Genomic DNA, 20793 nt, shown 5'->3' with positions numbered 1-20793 from the left:
CGGGGCCGCGATAACGCGGCCCTTTGCTCAACCGCGGAAACGCGGCTCTGCAATACCCGCCACGTCGACCTCAACCGCAAAAATATCCCCTGACTCAGGGTAACGCGCCAGCTCTTCTTCAGTGCGATCTTCACGCGAACTGGTGATAAACAGCGTTTTCAGATCGGCACCGCCAAAGGCCACCATGGTAGGCCACTTCACCGGCAGCAGGATCTCGTCGACTATTTCGCCGCTCTGCGGATCGATACGCACGACGCGCCCGCCATCAAACTGCGCTGACCAGTAATATCCCTCACTGTCCACCGCCGCGCCATCCGGTAAGCCACCAGCCGCGTCAAAGCGACGGAAAACAGTGCGTTCACCCGGTTCACCCTGGCTGTCCAGCGGATAGCGATAGAGCACTTCGTTGGGCGTGTCGCTGTGGTACATCCAGCGTCGATCGGGAGAGAACGCCACGCCGTTGGAGATTTTGATATCCCGCGCTTTGACGTCCAGCTTCAGCTCAGGCGTAACCCGGCATAACAGCCCGCCATTTTTATCCTGTGGTTCCCACAGGCTGCCACACCAGAAGTTACCCCAGGGATCGACACGGCCATCATTAAAACGGCTGCGTGCGGCTTCACCCGGATTATCCGCTACCTTTTTTTCTGGTTTGCCCTGCGCGTCCAGCAGCCAGACGCCGCTGCGCAAGGCCGCAATCAGCCCGCCCTGCTCGCGCAGGCCAATGCAACCCACCTCTTCTGGCTGAGGAAAAGTTTGCAGTTCGCCGCTGGCGGGATCAAAACGGTGAATCGCCGGTGCCAGAATATCGACGCACCACAGCACCTGCTCCCCGGTTGACCAGAGCGGGCATTCGCCCAGCTCAGCCTGCAACTTCAGTACATTTTTTACCTCATACGCCATGTTTCTCTCCCGATGAAAAGTCCTGCTAATAATGTAGCTATAATTCATTTTAAATGAGAATTATTTTCGCTTGCTTTTAAGAAAATTCTCGCTAAGAATAATCGCTATTCATCCCTTTCTTATTTTCTTCTGCTTCCTCGCTATAAATTTCAGCAAAATGAAATATCCGGTAATATCTTCCTAAATAACTCTACAAATCCTGCATCTTCACTCCACTTTTCCAGCGTAACGTCGTAGTCATTGGAAAAGAGGAGAGCTTTCCTATGAAAAGATTAATTAAAGTCGTTTCGGTAGTAGCGCTGATGACGTTATTAAGCGGCTGCATTATCGAACCACGGCACGACAATGGCTGGCACCGCGGAGGTGGCGGCGGCTATCATGGAGGCTATCACGGTGGGTATCATGGCGGACATCATCACCGCTAACGGGCAAAGACGTCACACAGCATAATAAAAGAAAGAGAAACATTCAGGGCGGGATAATTATCCCGCCCATTTTATTTAGCTTTTAACCGCATAATTACACTGGAACCAGGCTTTTTTCAGCCCCGGAATATGGCTGTCCTGTGCCGGCAATGCTTCTACCTTATCGAATCCTTTCTTATTGCAATAATTTGCCAGATCAATATCCAGCGCATCGCGATCGACTTTCATTGGGTCAAAGCGGTACTGGACAGTATTTGAGCTGGGATCTTCGTCGATACGTTCAAATGCCCCGGGTTTGCTGGCGGTACATCCGCTTAGCAAAATCAGCGCCAGCGCGCCAATAATCTGTTTTTTCATTTATTTATCCTCACATTGCTGCGCAGTGTATGACGCAGCATGTCGCGCATCCATAGGATTAATGCGCGAAAAACGGAAACTTGATAAGTTTTAGCCGATTAATGCGATACGATTAAACGGCTATCACTATCAGAGAGGGTATGACAAAATGCCTTCAGACAAAACGAAGTCTGTACCACACCAGGTAAAAGCCAGAACAATAAAATCATCCTGACCTTTCGGCCCGCGCTAAGCGGGCTTTTTTATGCCCGTCGCTAACCGGAAACAGCAATCATTTTACGTAACAGGTTGGCCGCGCGCTTGTCAGGTAATGCGAGAATAGCGCTGTAGAGATCGATTGACATGGCACACATCGATGAACGATCCACTGCGGTGTCGGCTGGCACGTTCAGCTGTTGCAGCTTATCGCCCCAGCGCTGATAAAGCTGTGCGACCACCTGTTTCAGATCGCGATGCGCCAGCGCGCTGTCCACCGGCTGCGGTGGATGCGTACTATTGAGCAACAACTGCTCCATCGCCTCGGCCTCTTTCTGGTTAAGCGACGGCGTGAGCGTTTTCACTAAATTAACGCCGCCGTTGACCTGCGGATAGAGAAACCGGAAGCACAGACCAGCGTCCTGCGCATTGAGCGCCTGCATCTCCTCCACCGACACGCGTATGTAGTTCACCACCGCCGCATCCGTTCCCCGCATCAGCCGCTGATTCACCACATCAATAAGCCAGCCGCGCAGTTCTCCGGTGGCCTGTTCAACCGGTTCGCCGGCGCGAATCCGACGCGTCAGTTCCTGGGTCAGTAGCTGCCACAGCGCCGGTTCCTGACTCTGCAATACCCGGTAACCGGGCATCTGCGCCAGGTAACCGATCGCCTGCTCGCGCTGCCGGGTCTGCTCCTGCTGCGGCGCAACCCAGCTAAACCACAGCAGATTCGCCACGATCAGCGGCAGCAGAAAAATAATCAGTCCCTGCCAAAGGCGCAGTCGGGTGGTTTTAATCAGCACAATAATAATCAGCGCCAGCAGCGCAAAGGCGGCCAGCGTTATAACAGACAGAGAGGTCATGCTACGGCATTAATCCTTACGCACATCAATCAGCACCGGGCAGTGAGCACGCTCAATCACCGAGGCACTGACCGATCCTTTTAACAGTCGGTTAAAAGAAGAGAGATGACGGCGGCCCATAATGATCATGCTGGCCTTGAGCTGAAGCGACTGCGCAACGATGGTATCCGCCGCTTCGCCGGCCAGGATCATACCGCGAGCATTAATGCCGGCCCGCAGTAACGGTGCCAGCGCGTGGCGCACCACCAGTTCGGCGGTATTCTGCTCATCCTGCGCCGCAACAAAATCGGCCGGATCTTCACCGGCATCAATTTCCATCGGTTGATTACAGGAGGAGTAAGCCGGATCGACGCAACACAGCACCACCACTTCGGCGCGGTGTGCCAGAGCTTCTTCAATCGTCAGGGCAACCACTTTTTCCGCAACCGGCGAATGATCAATGGCCATTAATAAGGTTTTCATCGAATGCTTATCCTTCTACAGCGGCGATTTTGCCAATTTCACGTACCAGCGCCTCTTTACACTTCAGCATTTCATCACGATAACGCGCTTCGTGTCGGTGAAAGCGTGCAGAGGGCACCAGCAAAGAGACAGAGAAGCGGCCAAACAGCGTATCAAGAGCAAACGCCATGGTTGAGATGCCTTCCAGCGTTTCCCCGCGATCCACGGCGATGCCGGTTTCACGGACTTCATTGATCAATTGCAGCAGTTGCGGCAGGGTTTTCACCGTCATCTCGGTTAATTCCCGCCAGGCTTCGCCGACAATCACCCGCACATCTTTATCGCACTCTAATGCCAGCAGCGCCCGTCCGCCGGAGGTGCTGTAAAGCGGCAGATTAAGGCCCATGTGCGGTACCACGCGCAGTTCACGCGAAGCCACCACGCAGTGAACGATAGCCAGCTGGGTACCGCTGGCGCGCGCCAGCGAGACGGTTTCATTGGTATCGGCAGAGAGTTTTTCCAGCAGCGGCCGGACCAGATCGACCACATCGGTATGCACGCTGGAGATCAGCTTCAGCAATGCCGGTCCCAGCCGCAGTCCGCCCGCACCGCTGCTGCGGACCAGTTCTGCACTGTCGAGCGCGGCAACAATCCGCTGCACGGTAGAGCGTGGCAGATCGACCGCCTGAGCAATCTCACCCAGGCTCATGCCGCCCGGCTGTTCGCCCAGCGCATTCAGAATTTTTGCCGCACGGGCGATGACCTGAATACCGCCCGTTTTTTCATCCTCACGGCTGGAGGGTTGATGAGCCATAGCGTCGTCCTTTTTAAGCTGCCTTACTGTAGCGCGATCGCCGCACTTTTTACAGCCTGTACCACATTGCAATACACCATACCGGGATGTAATATTGCAGCCTGTATCACATCGCAATACACTGCATCAAAAAATAACGAGACAACCTGCTATGAATGCTAAGCCAGCCACCGTGCCGGCACCTCACCCCTTTACGCTGCGTCTGGCGCTGGGATTAGTCGGCGTATTGATTGCCGCACTGACTTCCGGACTGAACGATCGCGTCAGCGATCTTGCGCTGGCTGACATCCGCGCCGCGACCGGCATCAGCTACGATCAGGGTAGCTGGATTATCTCCGGTTATCAGGCGGCGGAAGTGGCGGCGATGATGATCGCGCCGTGGTTTGCCGTCACGCTATCGCTACGGCGCTTTACGCTTGGCGTTTCAGCGGGCTTTATGCTGACCGGTATAGCGCTGCCGCTGGTGCCAGATCCAACCCTGTTTATCGCGCTGCGGGTACTGCAGGGACTGTTTGGTGGTGCCCTGCCGCCGATGCTGATGACCGTCGCCCTGCGCTTTTTGCCGCCGCCGTTCAAGCTGTTTGGCCTTGCCGGCTATGCGCTGACCGCCACTTTTGGGCCGAACATGGCCGCCTCACTGGCGTCGCTGTGGACCGATCACGTCAGCTGGATGATGGTGTTCTGGCAGATCGTGCCCGGGATGCTAATCGCCATGCTGCTGACGGGCTGGGGGCTGCCGCAGGACCCGCTGCGCACCGAACGCTTCCAGCAGATCGATCTGTTCGGCATGGTGACCGGCTGCAGCGCCATCGCTTTACTGATTCTGGTGCTGACCCAGGGCGAACGCCTCGACTGGCTTAACTCGCCGCTGATCGCCGGAATGCTGCTGGCCGCGCTGCCGCTGCTGCTGGTGTTCCTGATCAATGAGTGGTTCCATCCGCTGCCGCTGTTTAAGTTGCAGATGCTGAAACGCCACAATCTGACGCACGGATTACTGGCGCTGGCCTGCGTCCTGACGCTTTCACTGTCAGGCTCGGCGCTGCCTTCCGCCTATTTTGCGCAGGTTGAAGGATTCCGTACCCTGCAATTTGCGCCGCTGGCGCTGACGGTTGGCCTGCCGCAGCTGTTGATTGCGCCGCTGATCGCGGCGTTGCTGAACATCCGCTGGATCGACTGCCGCTGGATGCTGGCGGCCGGTGCTGGCCTGCTGGTGACTTCCTGTCTGCTGGGGATGCAGGTCACCAGCGACTGGGCACGACAAAACTTCTGGCTGCTGCAGATTCTGCAGGCGTTTGGACAGCCGATGGTGATCTTACCGATTCTGATGAGCGCCACCAGCGTGGTTGCGCCTCCCGAAGGCCCGTTCGCCTCGGCGATGTTTAACACCGTGCGCGGCTTCTCCAGCATTGCCGCCTCGACGCTGGTGGAAGTGTTTCTCAGCCACCGCGAGCAGTTCCACTCCAGCATTTTAATTAATCAGGCGGCCAGTCGTCCGTGGCTGATGACCGCGACCGTCAGCAGTGAGGCCAGCAGCAGTCAGCCGCTGTTGCCGGATGGCAGCATCAGCGCCAGCGAAAACATCAGCGGTTTCGCCACGCTGGTTAAGCATCAGGCGACTGTACTAAGCCTGAGTGATAGCTGGCTGATGCTGACCGGCTTTGCTGCGTGCCTGCTTTTACTGACGGCCATCCTGCCTAAACGTGTCTGGCCGCCCCAGACGCTGATCCAACCCCCATCCCGGAATAACTGAATATGCGTGCTTTAATAATGAGAAAAACGGTGCTGCTGAGTCTGCTACTGCTGGTGTTACTGGCTATCGCCTGGTTCGTCTGGTCGCTGATGACCCGTAACGATCACCGTACCGACGATGCGTACGTCAATGCCGATTACACGCTGGTTGCACCGAAGGTGTCAGGCTATATCAACAGCGTGCGGGTCGCGGATAATCAGCAGGTTAAAGCGGGTGAACTGCTGGCCACGCTCGACGATCGTGACTATCGCGTGGCGCTGGAGAGCGCCAGAGCCGACCTGCAGGTTAGCGAGGCGAAACTGCTGAGCAGCCAGGCGCAACTGGAGCAGCAGCAGTCGGTGATTGAGCAGCAAAAAGCCAGCGTGGCCGCCAGCCAGGCGTCGGCGCAGTACGCTGGCCAGAGCGCCGATCGTTACAATCGCCTGTATAAAAGCGGCACCGTGGCCGCTGACGATCAGCAGAAAGCGAGCTCTACCCAGCGCTCGGCACTGGCGGCCGTTCGCCAGAGTCAGGCAGCGCTGGCATCGGCAATGAAACAGGTTGGCGTATTGCAGGCGGCGGTGCGCTCAGCGGAAGCTGATGTGGCGGCGGCGAAAGCCAGTGTCGATCAGGCCGTGCTGAATCTCTCCTACACGCGCATTACTGCGCCCGTTGACGGCATGGTGGGTCAGCGTTCGGTGCGTACCGGCGCCTACGTCTCAGCCGGGACGCGTCTGCTGGCCGTGGTGCCGCTGCAGCAGACCTATATCACCGCTAACTTTCTTGAGACGCAGCTCAGCGACGTGCGGCCAGGACAGCGGGTGCGTATCCATATCGACGCTTTACCCGGCGAGACCTTTACCGGTCACGTGGACAGCATCGCTCCCGCCACTGGCGCAACTTTTTCGGCGATCGCCCCCGATAACGCAACAGGCAACTACACTAAAGTCGTTCAGCGTCTGCCGGTGAAAATTGTGCTGGAAAGTGACCAACCACATCTGGCGCAATTGCGTGTAGGCATGTCGGCGATCCCGGAAATCGAAGTGCAGTAAATTTGTGAGGAATATCTCAGAACGGACCTATTTCATTTAGGCGGGATTACGCGTAAATTAGCGCTCGATCCTGTTCTGAATTATTCAGATCGACCCGGAAAAAAGCAGACCGTTAGTCCAGGCGGCGATCTTTTTTCCACATCTGTTCGCGTTGCACTGGCCTGGGATCGCCATCATCGTAACCGCTCAGAGGAGTTGCTTTGTGAAATATGCCTTGATGGGAATATCTTTTTTCGCGTTGCTTTGGTTCGGAACCTTTGTTCTGCTGCTGAAGTAATGGCGTGACAGTGCCGCCAGGGGGCGACAGGTTTGTCGCCCCAGTTGGCTGTCAGATCTCTTCTTCCAGATTTTTTACGCTGCCCGGCAACACGCCATCGGCACGGAACATCGCTTTAATCCCCCGCACCGCCTGACGAATCCGGTCACCGTTTTCAATCAGCGCAAAGCGTACATGCGTATCGCCGTAGTCACCGAATCCGATACCGGGCGAGACGCACACTTTGGCTTCCTGCAGCATATGTTTGGCAAACTCCAGCGATCCCAGATGAGCGTAATGGTCAGGGATTTTCGCCCAGACGTACATTGAGGCTTTGGGATTGTCGACCATCCAGCCCGCTTCATGCAGCCCTTTGACCAGCACATCACGGCGGCGTTTATACTGCTCAGCGATATCGCGTACGCACTGCTGATCGCCTTCCAGTGCGGCGATCGCCGCTACCTGCAACGGGGTGAAGGTACCGTAATCGTGGTAACTCTTGATCCGGGCCAGCGCAGCGACCAGCTCTTTATTACCGACCATAAAACCAATGCGCCAGCCCGCCATGTTGTAGCTTTTTGACAGGGTAAAAAATTCAACCGCGACGTCACGCGCACCGGGCACCTGCATAATCGACGGCGCTTTCCAGCCATCGTAAACGATGTCGGCATAGGCCAGATCGTGGATAACCAGCACGTTGTACTGCTTCGCCAGCGCAATGACGCGCTCAAAGAAGTCCAGCTCTACGCACTGCGCGGTCGGGTTAGAGGGAAAGCCGAGGATCATCATTTTCGGCTTGGGATAGCTTTCGCGGATGGCGCGTTCCAGCTCATTAAAGAAGTCGACACCCGCCACCAGCGGTACCGAACGGACCTGCGCGCCAGCAATCACGGCACCGTAAATGTGGATCGGATAGCTGGGATTCGGCACCAGCACGGTATCACCGTGATCCAGCGTCGCCAGCATCAGGTGCGCCAGCCCCTCTTTTGAGCCGATGGTGACAATCGCCTCTGATTCCGGATCGATCTCCACCTGATAACGCTCGGCGTACCAGCGTGAAATCGCCCGGCGCAGGCGAGGAATGCCGCGCGAAGTCGAATAGCCGTGGGTATCGTCACGCTGTGCGACCTGGCACAACTTCTCAACGATGTGCGGCGGCGTGGCCCCATCCGGATTACCCATTGAAAAGTCGATGATATCTTCGCCGCGCCGACGCGCAGCCATCTTCAGTTCAGCGGTGATGTTGAAAACGTAAGGGGGGAGACGTTCGATACGTGAGAAACGACGGGGTGTGCTGTTATCAGCCATGATGTCCTCTGGAGTACGTTAGCGCCCGGACCGTCCGAGCGACGCTGGTCACTGCGGTGACCTCTCAAGAACATAACGTGACAATCACAACGTTGTCGAGGGTGGCGGAAAATATTTTTATTTTTGCGGATTCAGCCGTCCCAGCAGCCAATCGTTTACCCAGCAGCCGTTCAGCAGATAATTATCCCGTAGCGTCCCTTCAAGCTGAAAGCCATTTTTTTCCAGAATGCGCCGTGACGCCTGGTTGCCTTCAATCACCATCGCTTTGAGCTTATGGAAATCGGCTTCAAATAAGAACTGACACAGCGCCGCCAGCGCCTCGCTGCCAAAACCCTGACCGCAGTGGCGATGCAGCAGCATGTAGCCTACCTCCGCCTGACGATAGGGCTCCCACTCCGGGCTGCAGCCAAACAGGCCAATCGGCTCGCCGCTGTCATTGCGGCGGGCCACCAGACAGAGCATGTGAAAACTACTGGCCTGCCAGGGGGCCAGCCGCTCATTAAAGCGCTGACGGATATCCGCTTCGTCAGGAATTTCGCTGACCCAGGTCATGGTGTCGCGGTCCTGATGGACGGCGCGGAACAGTTGCCAGTCCTCTGGCTGGAGTTTACTCAGGGTTAATCTGGCGGTGACTAAATGCATTTTCTGCTCCCGATGGGCGCGATGTATCGACAGTCTCTGCCTCGCTTCATCGCGCAACATAGCAAAACGCCCTGGCCGCGACCAGTGCGGTCAGGCGGAAAAACTGTTCCCCTTTATAGCACTCAGGCTTTCCGCTTTTTGCGATTCGCCTGCCAGAGTTGATCTGAAACATCTTCCGGCATGGCGGCGAACCGGGATGCTAGCGCATCACGATCACATTTTTTATCATAGGTTCACTTTCCTTTGCCGATGAGTCGCCTGTGTCCTCTCACTTTACGATGTTACTGGCCGTATTTGACCGCGCTGCACTGATGCTGATCTGCCTGTTCTTCCTGACGCGCACCCGGCTGTTTCGCCAGCTGCTGCAAAAAGATGAACACACCGGCTATGAAAAGGCGGTCGTCACCGTCATCTTTTCGCTGTTTGCCTTATTCAGTACCTGGTCCGGGGTGGATGTCGATGGCTCGCTGCTGAATGTGCGGGTGATCGCCGTGATGGCGGGCGGCATTCTGTTTGGGCCGTGGGTCGGTATCGCGACCGGCGTGATTGCCGGCCTGCACCGCTTTTTAATTGATATCCACGGCGTAACCTCAGTGCCCTGTCTGATCACCAGCATCATTGCCGGTTTTGTGGCGGGCGGAATTAACCGGCGAGTGGTGAAAGAGCAGCGCTGGCGAGTCGGTATCCTCGGCGGGATGCTGTGCGAGAGCCTGACCATGCTGCTGATTATCCTCTGGGCGCGCCCGACCTCACTCGGGCTGGCTATCGTGTCGGAGATTGCGCTCCCGATGATTCTCGGCGCTTCCAGCATTGGCCTGATTGTGCTGCTGGTGCAGAGCGTTGAGGGCGAAAAAGAGGCCATCGCTGCCCGCCAGGCCAAGCTGGCGCTGGAGATCGCCAATAAAACCCTGCCGTTGTTTCGTCAGGTTAACAGCGAGTCGCTGCGCAATATCTGTGACATTATCCGCCGCGATATCAACGCTGACGCGGTGGCGATGACCAACAAAAAACAGATTCTGGCCTATGTGGGCTACGGCGAGCAGAACTATCAGCAGGGGGATGAAGACATCAGCCCGACCACCGCTCAGGCGATCGCCAGCGGTAAAATCATCATCAGAAACAATGACGAAGCGTACCGCACCAAAGATATTCACTCCATGATCGTTATCCCGCTGTGGGAAAAAGGCAAAGTGACCGGCACGCTGAAAATTTATTACCGCCGGGCCCACCGTATAACCGGTTCGCTGAAGGAGATGGCGATTGGGCTTTCACAGATTATCTCAACCCAGCTTGAAGTTTCACGCGCTGAGCAGCTGCGTGAGATGGCCAATAAAGCGGAACTGCGCGCTCTGCAAAGTAAAATAAATCCTCATTTTCTGTTTAATGCCCTGAACGCTATCTCCTCTTCCATCCGCCTTAATCCCGATACCGCCCGCCAGCTGGTGATCAATCTGTCGCGCTATCTGCGCTATAACCTCGAACTGAATGACGATGAGCTGATCGACATCCGTAAAGAGCTGTGGCAGGTGAAGGATTATATCGCCATTGAACAGGCACGCTTTGGCGACAAGCTGACGATGATTTATGACGTTGATGAAGATCTGCATTTCCTGCTGCCCAGCCTGCTGATTCAGCCGCTGGTGGAGAATGCTATCGTGCACGGCATCCAGCCCTGTAAAGGTAAAGGCGTGGTGACGCTGAGCGTTCGGGACCTGGGCGATCGGGTGCGGATCGCGGTACGCGATACCGGCCAGGGAATCAGCGATGAGGTAATGGCACGGGTGGCCCGTAATGAGATGCCCGGCAATAAAATCGGCCTGTTGAATGTTCATCATCGGGTCAAGCTGTTATCGGGTCAGGGATTGTCTATCGTACGGCATCAGCCCGGTACCGAAATCGCCTTTATGCTGAGTAAAAACGGCCAGCGGCTGGCGGAGAATCTGTTATGAAAGCGATCATTGTCGAAGACGAGTTTTTAGCCCAGCAGGAGTTGAGCTGGATGATCCAGCAGCACAGCAAAATCCGGATCGAAGCCTGCTTTGATGACGGTCTCGACGTGCTGAAGTATCTGCAGCAGCATCGGGTCGACGTGATTTTTCTCGATATCAATATTCCGTCGCTTGACGGGATGTTGCTGGCGCAGAATATCAGTCAGTTTGCCCACAAGCCGTTGATTGTGTTTATCACCGCCTGGAAAGAACATGCGGTCGAGGCGTTTGAACTGGAAGCGTTCGACTACATCCTCAAGCCCTATCATGAGTCACGCATTGTCACCATGCTTAATAAACTTGAAGCTGCCGGGCAGACTCAGCAGGCGGTAAGCAATGCCGCCGTTGCCGCCGTGCCGCAGACGGTGAACCTGCTGAAAGATGAGCGCATTATCGTCACCGACGTGAATGATATTTACTATGTGGAAGCACATGAGAAGCTGACGTTTGTTTATACCCGGCGCGAATCCTATGTGATGTCGATGAATATTACCGAGTTCTGTTCACGTCTGCCGGAGCAGCAGTTTTTCCGCTGCCACCGCTCTTACTGCGTAAACCTGAATAAAATTCGCGAGATCGAGCCGTGGTTTAACAACACCTATCTGCTGAAGCTGCGTGACCTGGAGTTTCAGGTACCGGTCAGCCGCAGCAAAGTGAAGCTGTTTCGTCAGTTAATGCGGTTGTAACAGGGGAATGGCGTTAGCGCACTTCCCGACCCGGCAGGCCAGGTCGGAAAGCGGTATCGCGGACTAACGGCAGATCAGAGTTCGCGGCCCAGCGTCTGACGCAGGTGCGCACCGGCACCCAGCAGACCCGGCTGATCGTGGGTAATCATGTAAACCGGAATGCTGGCAACGTAGTCACGGAAACGGCCTTTGTCTTCAAACGCCGCCCGGAAACCTGACGCTTTAAAGAACTCAAGGAAGCGCGGCACGATACCGCCGGCGATATAGACGCCGCCAAAGGTGCCGAGATTCAGCGCCAGGTTGCCGCCGAAGCGTCCCATGATGACGCAGAACAGCGAGAGCGCGCGACGACAGTCGGTGCAGCTATCATCCAGCGCACGTTCACTGACATCTTTCGGCTTCAGGTTTTCCGGTACGCGATTGTCGACTTTAACGATAGCGCGATAGAGGTTAACCAGGCCGGCACCCGAAAGCACGCGTTCCGCTGAAACATGGCCCAGTTCTTCACGCAGCACTTCCAGGATCTGGTCTTCTTCTTCGCTGTTGGCGGCGAAATCGACATGACCGCCTTCGCCCGGCAGGCTCACCCAGCGCTTGTCGACATGAACCAGATGGCTGACGCCAAGGCCGGTACCGGCGCCATAGATAGCGATAGGCTTATCTTTCACCGCCTCACCGCCACCGAACTGAATCACGTTTTCGGCAGTCAGCATCGGGATCGCCATGGATACCGCAGTGAAGTCGTTAATGATTTCCAGGTGTTCAAAACCGATGTTCTCTTTCAGCTGGCGCGTCGAAAATGCCCAGTCGTGGTTGGTCATTTCAACCCAGTCATCGGTAATCGGGCAGGCGATGGCAATACAACCATCTTTAACATCCTGCTGTTGTTCATCAAGATAATGGCGGATGACGGCTTCGAGGCTGTCGTACTCTGATGTTGAGAATGTTTTGGCCTGGGAGATGCTGCCGCTTTCCACCTCACACAGGGCGAGACGGGCGTTGGTGCCGCCGACATCGCCGACCAAGGCATAGGTTGTCATTCTTCTGTTGCTCCGCTTGGGGTCTTAAAGAGTTGGAGGACACTATAAAATCCTGCCCATAAAACAACAACGCTCACCGGTGCGATTGGTGAGCGTCTTACTCAGGTGCGCTACAGCCTAACCGCGATAGCCTGACCTGCACAGCGGCAACTATCTGAATCTATCCGCCGTTACGTTGATTCAGGCAGGCGGTCACTTTTCTCAGCAGCGGCGGTAAATCCTCTTTCTGCATCACCACCTCAACCAGCGTGAGATATTGTGGTCGTGCCAGCCGCGCCATCACCTCCTGTAACTGGACCGTTTCACTGATCCGCCAGCTCTGTGCCTGGCCGTGCAGGCTAAGGGCTTGCGGCAGCGCCGTCCAGTTCCACTGGGCGATATCATTGTAACGTTGTGTTGCGCCATGAATGGCTCGCTCAACGGTATATCCTTCATTATTCAGCAGAAAAATGATGGGATGCTGCTGGTCGCGCAGCATTGAGCCTAATTCCTGAATGGTCAGCTGGGCCGAACCGTCGCCGATAATCAGGATCACCCGACGATCGGGATCGGCGGTCTGCGCGCCAAACGCTGCCGGTAGAGTATAGCCGATTGATCCCCATAATGGCTGAACCAGTAACTGTGCCTGCGCTGGCAAACGCAACGCGGCAGCACCAAACGCCGCCGTGCCCTGTTCAGCCAGAATCACATCGCCCGGCTGCAGAAAATCCTGCATCTTCTGCCAGAAAGCCTGCTGGCTGATGATTGCCGCCTCCTCAACCGGCGCGGCGGCGGGCATTTCCGGTCCGGTCTGCCACTGCTGACCATAACGCGCGAACAGGCCATTCAGTTCGCTGAGCGCGTCGGCCATTGATAGCGGTGAAAACGTTTTCCCGCCGACGCTGGCACTGTGCGGCTGCAGATCGATCAGTTGCTCAGCGGAAAACTGCTGGGTAAAGCCAGCGGTGATGGTGTCGGTAAAGCGCACGCCAACACAGATCGTCACATCAACCTGCTCAATCTGTTGCCGAACCTGACCCGCGCTGCCCTCGCCCGCATAGGTGCCGACAAAGCCTGGCTGCTGCTCATCCAGCACGCCTTTTCCCATCAGTAAGCTGGCGCAGGGGATGGCGCGCTGCTGTCGCAGTGCGGCCAGCGCTGACTGCTGCTGCCAGCGCAACGCCAGAAAGTCCGCCAGTAACGAAACCCGCTGTGCCGGTGCCAGCAACTGCTCTGCGGCCTGCCGGAAGGCCTTCCGCGCCGAATCTGATGAGGCGTTAGTCAGGTTTAATGGCTGCGTTGGCGGCTCAGCCTCGCAGGCCGCCACGTCCACCGCCAGCGACAGATAGCCGGGCTGGCGCATCTGAAGCGCGCTGACAATCACCCGATCGATCTCTGTCGTGGCATTTTCCGCCGTCAACAGGGCCGTTGCGGCACTCACCTCTTCCGCCATTCGGATAAAATGACGGAAGTCACCGTCCCCCAGCGAATGGTGCACACAATCGCCCTGCTGCTGCGCCCGGGTCGCGGGCGCGCCAACAATGTGGATCACCGGCAGATGTTCGGCGTAACTACCGGCAATGCCGTTGATGGCACTCAGTTCACCCACGCCAAAGGTCGTCAGCAGTGCCGCTGCGCCGCGGCAACGGGCATAACCGTCTGCGGCGTAGGCGGCGTTGAGCTCATTAGCACAACCTACCCAGTGGATAACCGGATGATCGATGACCCGATCCAGAAATTGCAGATTGTAGTCACCCGGCACGCCAAACAGATGCTGCACGCCAATCTCCTGCAGACGAGCCAGCAGGTAATCACCAACAGTAAAAACGGACATAGCGCATTCCTTTTCAGGGAGAGTCCGGTTAAGTATCTGACAAGCTGCAAAATTGGCGAGAAAAGTCGCGACAAGGCCAGCCACAACGCCTGGCAAGCCGCCGTTACGGTGGCGGATTACTCTGTAATTATGCGATCTGCGGCGCGTTGTCACTGAGTGTAACCGTATACACTGCTATCCTTTTGGCACAAATCCCCGTTTTTGACCCAGGAGCGTTGAATGTCGTCTTTCCCTCGTCCCGACCGATATCAGCAGATGGAATACCGCCGTAGCGGCCGCAGTGGCATTAAACTTCCCGCTATCTCACTTGGGCTGTGGCATAACTTCGGCGACAGTACCCGGGTAGACAACAGCCGCACGTTGCTGCGTCATGCCTTTGATCACGGCATCACTCACTTTGACTTAGCCAATAACTACGGTCCACCGCCGGGTTCTGCGGAAGAGAATTTTGGCCGCATTCTGCGGGAAGATTTTCGCGCCCATCGCGACGAGCTGATTATCTCGACCAAAGCGGGCTATACCATGTGGGACGGTCCCTATGGTGACTGGGGATCGCGTAAATACCTGATTTCCAGCCTCGACCAGAGCCTGAAACGCATGGGGCTGGAGTACGTCGATATTTTTTATCATCATCGCCCGGACCCGGAAACGCCGCTGGAAGAGACCATGCGCGCGCTGGATCAGGTGGTGCGACAGGGCAAAGCGTTATACGCCGCCATCTCGAACTATCCGGCCGATCGCGCCGCAGAGGCGATTGCCATTCTGCGCGATCTCGGTACGCCATGCCTGATCCACCAGCCGCGCTATTCGATGTTCGAACGCACGCCGGAGCAGGGTCTGATTCAGACGCTGGGTGAAGCGGGCGTCGGCTGCATCGCGTTTTCACCACTGGCGGGCGGTGTGCTGACCGATCGCTACCTGCAGGGCATTCCCGAAGATTCGCGGGTGGCAAGCGGCAGTAAATTCCTCAGCGAGAATCAACTGACCGATGAGAAGATGGAAAAAGTCCGCAAGCTGAACGAGATTGCCCTGCAGCGTGGTCAGAAGCTGGCGCAGATGGCGCTGGCCTGGGTATTGCGCGATGAGCGGGTGACCTCGGTGTTGATTGGGGCCAGTAAAACCGCCCAGATTGATGATGCGGTAACCATGCTCGCCAATCGTCAGTTTGATGAGGCGGAATTAGCCGCGATTGAGTCAGCCCTGCTTTAATGTTGTTCGCCCGGCGCAGGCCGGGCTTTTCTGCGCCAGAATTGTCTCAATCCCCCTTTTCTCCCCAATTTCCTCACAATCTTCCGACACAATGAAGCGGTAACAACAGCAATACGCAGGCATCATCGCTGCGCCGCAACAGCATCAGACTGTTGATGAGGAGATAAAAATGAAAAGAGCTCTTTTGTTTGCCGCCTTGCTGACCATGCTGTCACCGCTGGCAATGCACACGGCACAGGCTTCCAGCGCCTCTATTACTCTGGCCCCCGGTGTGACCTTACATCTCGGCGATCGCGATCGCCGTGGTTATTACTGGGATGGCGGCCGCTGGCGTGAACCGCGCTGGTGGAACGACCGTTACTCATGGAATGACCGCCGCTGGTGGCGTCATGAAGAGTGGCGTCGTCATCAGGAGTGGGAGCGTGAACGTCGCTGGCATCAGCGTGACCGGGATCGCCGCTGGGACCATCAGTATCGCCGCGATCATCATGACCGCCATGATCATCACGATCACCGTGGCCGCGACCATCATTAAGCAGTCCGAATTAATGCAAAACGCCCGGCATAACCGGGCGTTTTTGTTTGCCTGACGCCGCTACAACCCCAGCGCCTGGCCCACCAGCAGATAGATGTTCAGCGTAATCACCAGCGCGACAATCACCCAGCCGGTCAGCTGCATCAGACGCGAGTTAACCATCTCATCGCCCATCAGTTCGCGGTTGCCGGTGAACGCCAGCAGCGGAATTAATGCCAGCGCAATACCAAAGCTGAGCAGCACCTGACTCATCACCAGAATGCGCGTGGGGTCCCAGCCCGCCCAGATAACAATAAAGGAGGGCAGCATGGTCACCGTGCGGCGCACCCAGAGCGGAATATGGAAACGAATAAAGCCCTGCATCACTACCTGTCCCGCCAGCGTTCCCACTACCGTTGAGGATAAACCGGCGGCCACCAGGCTGAGGCCAAACACGATCGCCGCGGCCTCACCCAGTAACGGCTGTAGCGTCAGGTAAGCCTGGTCGAGTTCGGCAATTTTACTGTGGCCGCTAAAGTGGAAAGCGGCCGCCGCGGTAGCCATCATCGCCAGGTTAACGAATCCGGCAATGGTCATGGCAATCGCCACGTCCAGTTTGGTCGATGAATAACGCTGTCCTTTGCTGTCACTGCTTTTCCCCTGCGTCAGCGCAGAGTGCAGATAGATGACGTGCGGCATGATAGTTGCGCCCAGCACGCCAGCCGCAAGGAACACCGCATCGGAAGTCGGTAACGACGGCAGCGCCATACCGATCACCAGTTCGCTCACTTTTGGCTGTGAGAAGAACAGCTCAACGATATAGGCGGCGGCGACAAACAGCAGCAGCCCGCCAATCACCAGTTCCAGCGGCTTCTGCCCGCGACTCTGCAACATCAGGATCAGGAAGGTGGCGATACCGGTCAGCACCGCGCCCTGCATTAATGAGATGCCCAGCAGCAGCTTGAACCCCAGTGCCGCGCCGATAAATTCCGCCAGATCGGTCGCCATGGCGATAATTTCCGCCTGTACCCAGTAGAACCAGACCGCCGGCCGGGGAAAGCGGTCACGAATATGTTCAGCGAGGTTTTTACCGGTGGCGATGCCCAGTTTGGCGGACATCAGCTGGATCAGCATCGCCATGATGTTGGCCCATACCACCACCCACAGCAGTTTATAGCCGTACGCCGCACCAGCCTGAATATTGGTCGCAAAGTTGCCCGGATCGATATAGCCGATAGCGGCAATAAACGCGGGTCCCAACAGTGCGAGTTTGACTTTTCTTACTCCGCGAGCGGCGCGCTCGGCGGTACGACTTTCAAACATATCTGGTACCCTGTCTGAACATTTGCCTACCCCGGCAAGCTTAGGAGGAAGCAAGAGCAAGTGAAATTCGGTTTTAGTTATTGGTGAAATAGATGCTGCTATAAAGTATAGCCATTGCTATATCTTACAGTAAAGGAAGTGAGTGCTAAAAATGTGAGCAACGATGTCACTCTACGCCCGGTGCAAAATATAGACAATAAATTTGTGGTTATCTACTGTGAAGGTTTTGTAAACGAGACGTGATCGCTAAGAGTTTTCTGCAAGATAAGGTGATAGCGAATACTTATATTGTGGTTCAGATCTCGTTTTTAAGTAACGCGTTACATAGAATACGCAGCAAAATACAACCCTCCTCAAATTTGGAGCAACCATGTCCCATATTTTGCAGTTTCTTTTAGCACTGGTGGTGGTCGGTGTGCTGGCGTTACTGGTCAGCCACGATCGTAAAAGTATTCGCATTCGCTACATTATACAGCTTCTGGTGATTGAAATTGTGCTCGCCTGGTTCTTCCTGAACTCAGAAGCGGGACTGGGATTCGTCAAAGGCTTCGCCGGTGTGTTCGACCATCTACTGAAATATGCGGCGGAAGGAACCAACTTTGTCTTCGGCAACATGAATGATAAAGGCCTGGCCTTCTTCTTCCTCAACGTGCTGTGCCCGATCGTCTTTATCTCTGCGCTGATCGGTATTCTGCAGCACTTCCGCATCCTGCCGTGGGTGATCCGTGGCATCGGTACCGTGCTGTCGAAAGTCAACGGCATGGGCAAACTGGAGTCCTTTAACGCCGTGAGTTCTCTGATACTGGGACAGTCAGAAAACTTCATCGCCTATAAAGATATCCTCGGCCAGATGTCACAGCGCCGGATGTACACCATGGCAGCCACCGCGATGTCGACCGTCTCTATGTCGATTGTCGGCGCTTACATGACCATGCTGCAGCCTAAATATGTGATCGCGGCGCTGGTACTGAACATGTTCAGTACCTTTATTGTGCTGTCACTGATCAACCCTTACCGCGTCGACAGTGAAGAAGATCTGCAACTGCAGGATCTGCATAAAGGTCAGAGCTTCTTTGAAATGCTGGGCGAATACATTCTGGCCGGTTTCCGCGTTGCCATCATTGTGGCCGCGATGCTGATCGGTTTTATCGCGCTGATTTCGGGTCTGAATGCGCTGTTTGACGTGATCTTCGGTATCACCTTCCAGGGCGTGCTGGGCTATGTCTTCTATCCGTTTGCCTGGGTGATGGGCGTGCCGGCAGGTGAAGCGTTGCAGGTTGGCAGTATTATGGCGACCAAGCTGGTGTCGAATGAGTTCGTGGCGATGATGGATCTGCAGAAAATCGCCGGTCAGCTCTCACCGCACGCCGAAGGCATCCTGTCGGTGTTCCTGGTGTCGTTCGCTAACTTCTCCTCTATCGGCATCGTCGCGGGCGCGATCAAAGGCCTGAACGAAGAGCAAGGTAATGTGGTTTCCCGCTTTGGTCTGAAACTGCTGTACGGCTCGACGCTGGTCAGTGTGCTTTCTGCCGCGATTGCCGGTCTGGTGCTGGCGTTCTGATCTAAAAGGGCGAGCCCGTCTCGCCCTTCTCTTCCCTCTGCTTTTCTGCTTCTTCTTTTCTCATCCTGCAACCTTTTCTGCGACTCGTAAATCTGGGCTGACGCCGTGCGGGAAGCTCTGTGCTGAACGTCCTCTGAAGCAACGGATGAGCATACCGGAAGGTAGCGCGAGGCTACGCACAGGCCATGCGCCTGATCCGCGAGGTTTAGCCTGCAGCAAAAAATCCAGGGGAAGAATGTCAGACAGGGAAAGATTACGCCGTTAAGCGAAAAGTCGGATTCGGAAATGTTGACAGCGACGTGTCAGAAAAATGGTGGAGATAAGCGGGATCGAACCGCTGACCTCTTGCATGCCATGCAAGCGCTCTCCCAGCTGAGCTATACCCCCACATCTGGAATCGTTTTTCAGTGCCAAACTTTTGGGAAGAAGTTTGGTGGAGCTAAGCGGGATCGAACCGCTGACCTCCTGCATGCCATGCAGGCGCTCTCCCAGCTGAGCTATAGCCCCGAACCGAAAAACTGTCGCGTTAAGCGACGGACGGCATAATATGAAACCCCCTCCAGGGTGTCAACGGCAAAATCACATTCTGTGTCTGATCGCTGAAAAAGGCGGCAACCTTAGCGGTTTCAGCAGCATGGCAACGGCCCAAACGTGACCTGTCGGCTCTGATCGCTTTTTTTATGTTATTCAGACGGCCGCCAGGTTAAATCAGGGTTAAATATGTTATAGGAATTTTCTTGTCTTCAGCTTTTCCCCATGCAAAACTTAGCGCGCTAATTAAGCGGCCACCGGGACCCTCTCCCGCCAGCCGCGCGTCCACCAGGCGTTTACCGTCCCATTAATCAAAAAAAACTATAGAGATAATATGTCGCTGCATACACCAAAAGAAATCGCACAACTGGCGATCCAGGCCGGCGTGGCTAAAAGCCGTGCGCCTGTCAGCATCCTTCTGATCCTCGGCTTTATGGCGGGTGCCTTTATAGCTACCGGCTTCCTGCTGGATCTGCATGTAATTAACTCTCTGCCTGCTGACTGGGGTTCATTCGGCGGCCTGCTGGGCGCAGCGGTCTTCCCGGTCGGTTTGATTCTGACAGTACTGGCCGGCGGCGAGCTGCTGACCGGCAATATGATGACCTTACCGGTTGCCTGGTTTGCCCGTCGTATTTCGTTTTTCAGCGTGGCGCGTAACTGGTTTTGGGTGACGCTGGCCAACTTCCTCGGCAGCGTGGCGGTGGCCTGGTTCTTTGGTCACATGCTGGGCATGACCGAAGGAGATTACCTGAAGAAGACGGTGGCGATCGCGTCAGCAAAAGTCCACGCCGACTTCCTGCACGCCTTTATATCGGGCATCGGCTGTAACTGGCTGGTCTGTCTGGCGGTCTGGCTGGCATTCGCCAGTAAAGATGTGGTCGGGAAAATCTTTGGCATGTGGTTCCCGGTGATGGCCTTTGTTGCCATCGGCTTCCAGCACGTTGTCGCGAATATGTTTATCATTCCGGCCGCCATCTTCGCCGGCCAGATGAGCTGGGCAGAATATTTCCCCAACTTCGTGGCGGTGTTTTTAGGTAATGGCGTCGGCGGTGCAGTTTTCGTCGGTCTGGCCTACTTCCTCGCGTTCCGTCCGGCGGTTGAACCGGCCAGCAGCGTGCAATAAATCAACGCTTGCCTTTTGTC

At 55.8% G+C, this 20793-nt stretch carries 20 protein-coding genes and 2 tRNA genes; 10 read left to right on the top strand and 12 right to left on the bottom strand.

Going from position 1 to position 20793, the window contains the following annotated elements; genetic code table 11:
* Nucleotides 1-27 precede the first annotated feature (27 nt).
* A complete protein-coding gene (locus LZU96_RS06080) occupies nt 28-903 on the bottom strand; it encodes an SMP-30/gluconolactonase/LRE family protein (protein ID WP_233987475.1) in 876 nt (291 codons plus the stop codon).
* 263 nt (nt 904-1166) lie between these two features.
* On the opposite strand from LZU96_RS06080, the gene LZU96_RS06075 reads away from it, so the two are divergent.
* Complete coding sequence (locus tag LZU96_RS06075) at nt 1167-1328, top strand: hypothetical protein (protein WP_233987474.1); 162 nt, start codon at nt 1167-1169, stop codon at nt 1326-1328.
* A 75-nt stretch (nt 1329-1403) separates the two neighbouring features.
* Here the strand turns inward: LZU96_RS06075 and LZU96_RS06070 are convergent, their stop codons facing one another.
* The 4 genes from LZU96_RS06070 to LZU96_RS06055 all read right to left on the bottom strand — a co-directional run bounded on the left by LZU96_RS06070 (nt 1404) and on the right by LZU96_RS06055 (nt 3998).
* Nucleotides 1404-1685, bottom strand: a complete 282-nt coding sequence (locus LZU96_RS06070) for a hypothetical protein (protein WP_233987473.1) — start codon at nt 1683-1685, stop codon at nt 1404-1406.
* Nucleotides 1686-1939: 254 nt separating this feature from the next.
* Entirely contained in the window at nt 1940-2743 is an 804-nt protein-coding gene (locus LZU96_RS06065; RefSeq protein ID WP_233987472.1) for a hypothetical protein, read from the bottom strand.
* Between the two features lie 9 nt (nt 2744-2752).
* A complete protein-coding gene (locus LZU96_RS06060) occupies nt 2753-3205 on the bottom strand; it encodes a universal stress protein (protein WP_233987471.1) in 453 nt (150 codons plus the stop codon).
* Between the two features lie 7 nt (nt 3206-3212).
* Entirely contained in the window at nt 3213-3998 is a 786-nt protein-coding gene (locus LZU96_RS06055) for an IclR family transcriptional regulator (protein ID WP_233987470.1), read from the bottom strand.
* Between the two features lie 151 nt (nt 3999-4149).
* Between LZU96_RS06055 and LZU96_RS06050 the strand changes: the two genes are divergently transcribed.
* The 3 genes from LZU96_RS06050 to ypdK all read left to right on the top strand — a co-directional run bounded on the left by LZU96_RS06050 (nt 4150) and on the right by ypdK (nt 7056).
* The gene (locus LZU96_RS06050) at nt 4150-5748 is read left to right on the top strand and encodes an MFS transporter (RefSeq protein WP_233987469.1); all 1599 of its coding nucleotides are present in this window, start codon (nt 4150-4152) and stop codon (nt 5746-5748) included.
* A gap of 2 nt (nt 5749-5750) precedes the next feature.
* On the top strand, nt 5751-6779 hold the full coding sequence (locus LZU96_RS06045; RefSeq protein ID WP_233987468.1) for an HlyD family secretion protein: 1029 nt from the start codon (nt 5751-5753) through the stop codon (nt 6777-6779).
* 202 nt (nt 6780-6981) lie between these two features.
* A complete protein-coding gene (ypdK, locus tag LZU96_RS06040) occupies nt 6982-7056 on the top strand; it encodes a membrane protein YpdK (RefSeq protein ID WP_099257831.1) in 75 nt (24 codons plus the stop codon).
* Nucleotides 7057-7107: 51 nt separating this feature from the next.
* Here the strand turns inward: ypdK and alaC are convergent, their stop codons facing one another.
* Together alaC and LZU96_RS06030 are read right to left on the bottom strand one after the other, a co-directional pair.
* Entirely contained in the window at nt 7108-8343 is a 1236-nt protein-coding gene (gene alaC / locus LZU96_RS06035; protein ID WP_233987467.1) for an alanine transaminase, read from the bottom strand.
* A gap of 117 nt (nt 8344-8460) precedes the next feature.
* On the bottom strand, nt 8461-8985 hold the full coding sequence (locus LZU96_RS06030) for a GNAT family N-acetyltransferase (RefSeq protein WP_233987466.1): 525 nt from the start codon (nt 8983-8985) through the stop codon (nt 8461-8463).
* A 278-nt stretch (nt 8986-9263) separates the two neighbouring features.
* Between LZU96_RS06030 and LZU96_RS06025 the strand changes: the two genes are divergently transcribed.
* Together LZU96_RS06025 and LZU96_RS06020 are read left to right on the top strand one after the other, a co-directional pair.
* A complete protein-coding gene (locus LZU96_RS06025) occupies nt 9264-10934 on the top strand; it encodes a sensor histidine kinase (RefSeq protein WP_293003178.1) in 1671 nt (556 codons plus the stop codon).
* Complete coding sequence (locus LZU96_RS06020) at nt 10931-11659, top strand: LytR/AlgR family response regulator transcription factor (RefSeq protein WP_233987464.1); 729 nt, start codon at nt 10931-10933, stop codon at nt 11657-11659. The genes LZU96_RS06025 and LZU96_RS06020 overlap by 4 nt, the downstream gene beginning before the upstream one ends.
* Nucleotides 11660-11733: 74 nt before the next feature.
* Here LZU96_RS06020 and glk read toward each other — a convergent pair whose 3' ends face one another.
* Nucleotides 11734-12699, bottom strand: coding sequence for a glucokinase (gene glk, locus LZU96_RS06015; RefSeq protein ID WP_233987463.1), 966 nt, complete (start codon nt 12697-12699; stop codon nt 11734-11736).
* Nucleotides 12700-12859: 160 nt separating this feature from the next.
* A complete protein-coding gene (gene ipdC / locus LZU96_RS06010; RefSeq protein WP_233987462.1) occupies nt 12860-14512 on the bottom strand; it encodes an indolepyruvate decarboxylase in 1653 nt (550 codons plus the stop codon).
* 219 nt (nt 14513-14731) lie between these two features.
* Between ipdC and mgrA the strand changes: the two genes are divergently transcribed.
* Entirely contained in the window at nt 14732-15721 is a 990-nt protein-coding gene (gene mgrA / locus LZU96_RS06005; RefSeq protein ID WP_233987461.1) for an L-glyceraldehyde 3-phosphate reductase, read from the top strand.
* A 169-nt stretch (nt 15722-15890) separates the two neighbouring features.
* On the top strand, nt 15891-16256 hold the full coding sequence (locus LZU96_RS06000; protein ID WP_233987460.1) for a DUF2502 domain-containing protein: 366 nt from the start codon (nt 15891-15893) through the stop codon (nt 16254-16256).
* 60 nt (nt 16257-16316) lie between these two features.
* Here LZU96_RS06000 and LZU96_RS05995 read toward each other — a convergent pair whose 3' ends face one another.
* On the bottom strand, nt 16317-17558 hold the full coding sequence (locus tag LZU96_RS05995; protein WP_089561698.1) for an Nramp family divalent metal transporter: 1242 nt from the start codon (nt 17556-17558) through the stop codon (nt 16317-16319).
* A gap of 370 nt (nt 17559-17928) precedes the next feature.
* On the opposite strand from LZU96_RS05995, the gene LZU96_RS05990 reads away from it, so the two are divergent.
* On the top strand, nt 17929-19119 hold the full coding sequence (locus tag LZU96_RS05990) for a NupC/NupG family nucleoside CNT transporter (RefSeq protein WP_233987459.1): 1191 nt from the start codon (nt 17929-17931) through the stop codon (nt 19117-19119).
* Between the two features lie 311 nt (nt 19120-19430).
* Here LZU96_RS05990 and LZU96_RS05985 read toward each other — a convergent pair.
* Both LZU96_RS05985 and LZU96_RS05980 read right to left on the bottom strand, forming a co-directional pair.
* Nucleotides 19431-19506 (bottom strand) — tRNA-Ala (locus tag LZU96_RS05985).
* A 44-nt stretch (nt 19507-19550) separates the two neighbouring features.
* Nucleotides 19551-19626 (bottom strand) — tRNA-Ala (locus LZU96_RS05980).
* Nucleotides 19627-19984: 358 nt separating this feature from the next.
* Here LZU96_RS05980 and LZU96_RS05975 point away from each other — a divergent pair.
* A complete protein-coding gene (locus tag LZU96_RS05975) occupies nt 19985-20773 on the top strand; it encodes a formate/nitrite transporter family protein (protein WP_233987458.1) in 789 nt (262 codons plus the stop codon).
* The last annotated feature ends 20 nt before the right edge of the window (nt 20774-20793 follow it).

It is taken from the genome of Pantoea agglomerans, assembly GCF_021397715.1.
Lineage (GTDB): Bacteria > Pseudomonadota > Gammaproteobacteria > Enterobacterales > Enterobacteriaceae > Pantoea > Pantoea astica.
This window is presented reverse-complemented; position numbering and strand designations above follow the sequence as displayed.

Excerpts from the sequence above, each read along its gene's own strand:
- LZU96_RS06025 (WP_293003178.1), top strand. The coding sequence starts at position 9,264 with ATGTTACTGGCCGTATTTGACCGCGCTGCACTGATGCTGATCTGCCTG.
- LZU96_RS06075 (WP_233987474.1), top strand. The coding sequence starts at position 1,167 with ATGAAAAGATTAATTAAAGTCGTTTCGGTAGTAGCGCTGATGACGTTA.
- LZU96_RS05995 (WP_089561698.1), bottom strand. The coding sequence starts at position 17,558 with ATGTTTGAAAGTCGTACCGCCGAGCGCGCCGCTCGCGGAGTAAGAAAA.
- LZU96_RS06070 (WP_233987473.1), bottom strand. The coding sequence starts at position 1,685 with ATGAAAAAACAGATTATTGGCGCGCTGGCGCTGATTTTGCTAAGCGGA.
- LZU96_RS06065 (WP_233987472.1), bottom strand. The coding sequence starts at position 2,743 with ATGACCTCTCTGTCTGTTATAACGCTGGCCGCCTTTGCGCTGCTGGCG.
- LZU96_RS06000 (WP_233987460.1), top strand. The coding sequence starts at position 15,891 with ATGAAAAGAGCTCTTTTGTTTGCCGCCTTGCTGACCATGCTGTCACCG.
- LZU96_RS06045 (WP_233987468.1), top strand. The coding sequence starts at position 5,751 with ATGCGTGCTTTAATAATGAGAAAAACGGTGCTGCTGAGTCTGCTACTG.
- LZU96_RS06055 (WP_233987470.1), bottom strand. The coding sequence starts at position 3,998 with ATGGCTCATCAACCCTCCAGCCGTGAGGATGAAAAAACGGGCGGTATT.
- LZU96_RS06060 (WP_233987471.1), bottom strand. The coding sequence starts at position 3,205 with ATGAAAACCTTATTAATGGCCATTGATCATTCGCCGGTTGCGGAAAAA.
- LZU96_RS05990 (WP_233987459.1), top strand. The coding sequence starts at position 17,929 with ATGTCCCATATTTTGCAGTTTCTTTTAGCACTGGTGGTGGTCGGTGTG.
- LZU96_RS05975 (WP_233987458.1), top strand. The coding sequence starts at position 19,985 with ATGTCGCTGCATACACCAAAAGAAATCGCACAACTGGCGATCCAGGCC.
- mgrA (WP_233987461.1), top strand. The coding sequence starts at position 14,732 with ATGTCGTCTTTCCCTCGTCCCGACCGATATCAGCAGATGGAATACCGC.
- glk (WP_233987463.1), bottom strand. The coding sequence starts at position 12,699 with ATGACAACCTATGCCTTGGTCGGCGATGTCGGCGGCACCAACGCCCGT.
- ipdC (WP_233987462.1), bottom strand. The coding sequence starts at position 14,512 with ATGTCCGTTTTTACTGTTGGTGATTACCTGCTGGCTCGTCTGCAGGAG.
- alaC (WP_233987467.1), bottom strand. The coding sequence starts at position 8,343 with ATGGCTGATAACAGCACACCCCGTCGTTTCTCACGTATCGAACGTCTC.
- LZU96_RS06020 (WP_233987464.1), top strand. The coding sequence starts at position 10,931 with ATGAAAGCGATCATTGTCGAAGACGAGTTTTTAGCCCAGCAGGAGTTG.
- LZU96_RS06080 (WP_233987475.1), bottom strand. The coding sequence starts at position 903 with ATGGCGTATGAGGTAAAAAATGTACTGAAGTTGCAGGCTGAGCTGGGC.
- LZU96_RS06050 (WP_233987469.1), top strand. The coding sequence starts at position 4,150 with ATGAATGCTAAGCCAGCCACCGTGCCGGCACCTCACCCCTTTACGCTG.
- LZU96_RS06030 (WP_233987466.1), bottom strand. The coding sequence starts at position 8,985 with ATGCATTTAGTCACCGCCAGATTAACCCTGAGTAAACTCCAGCCAGAG.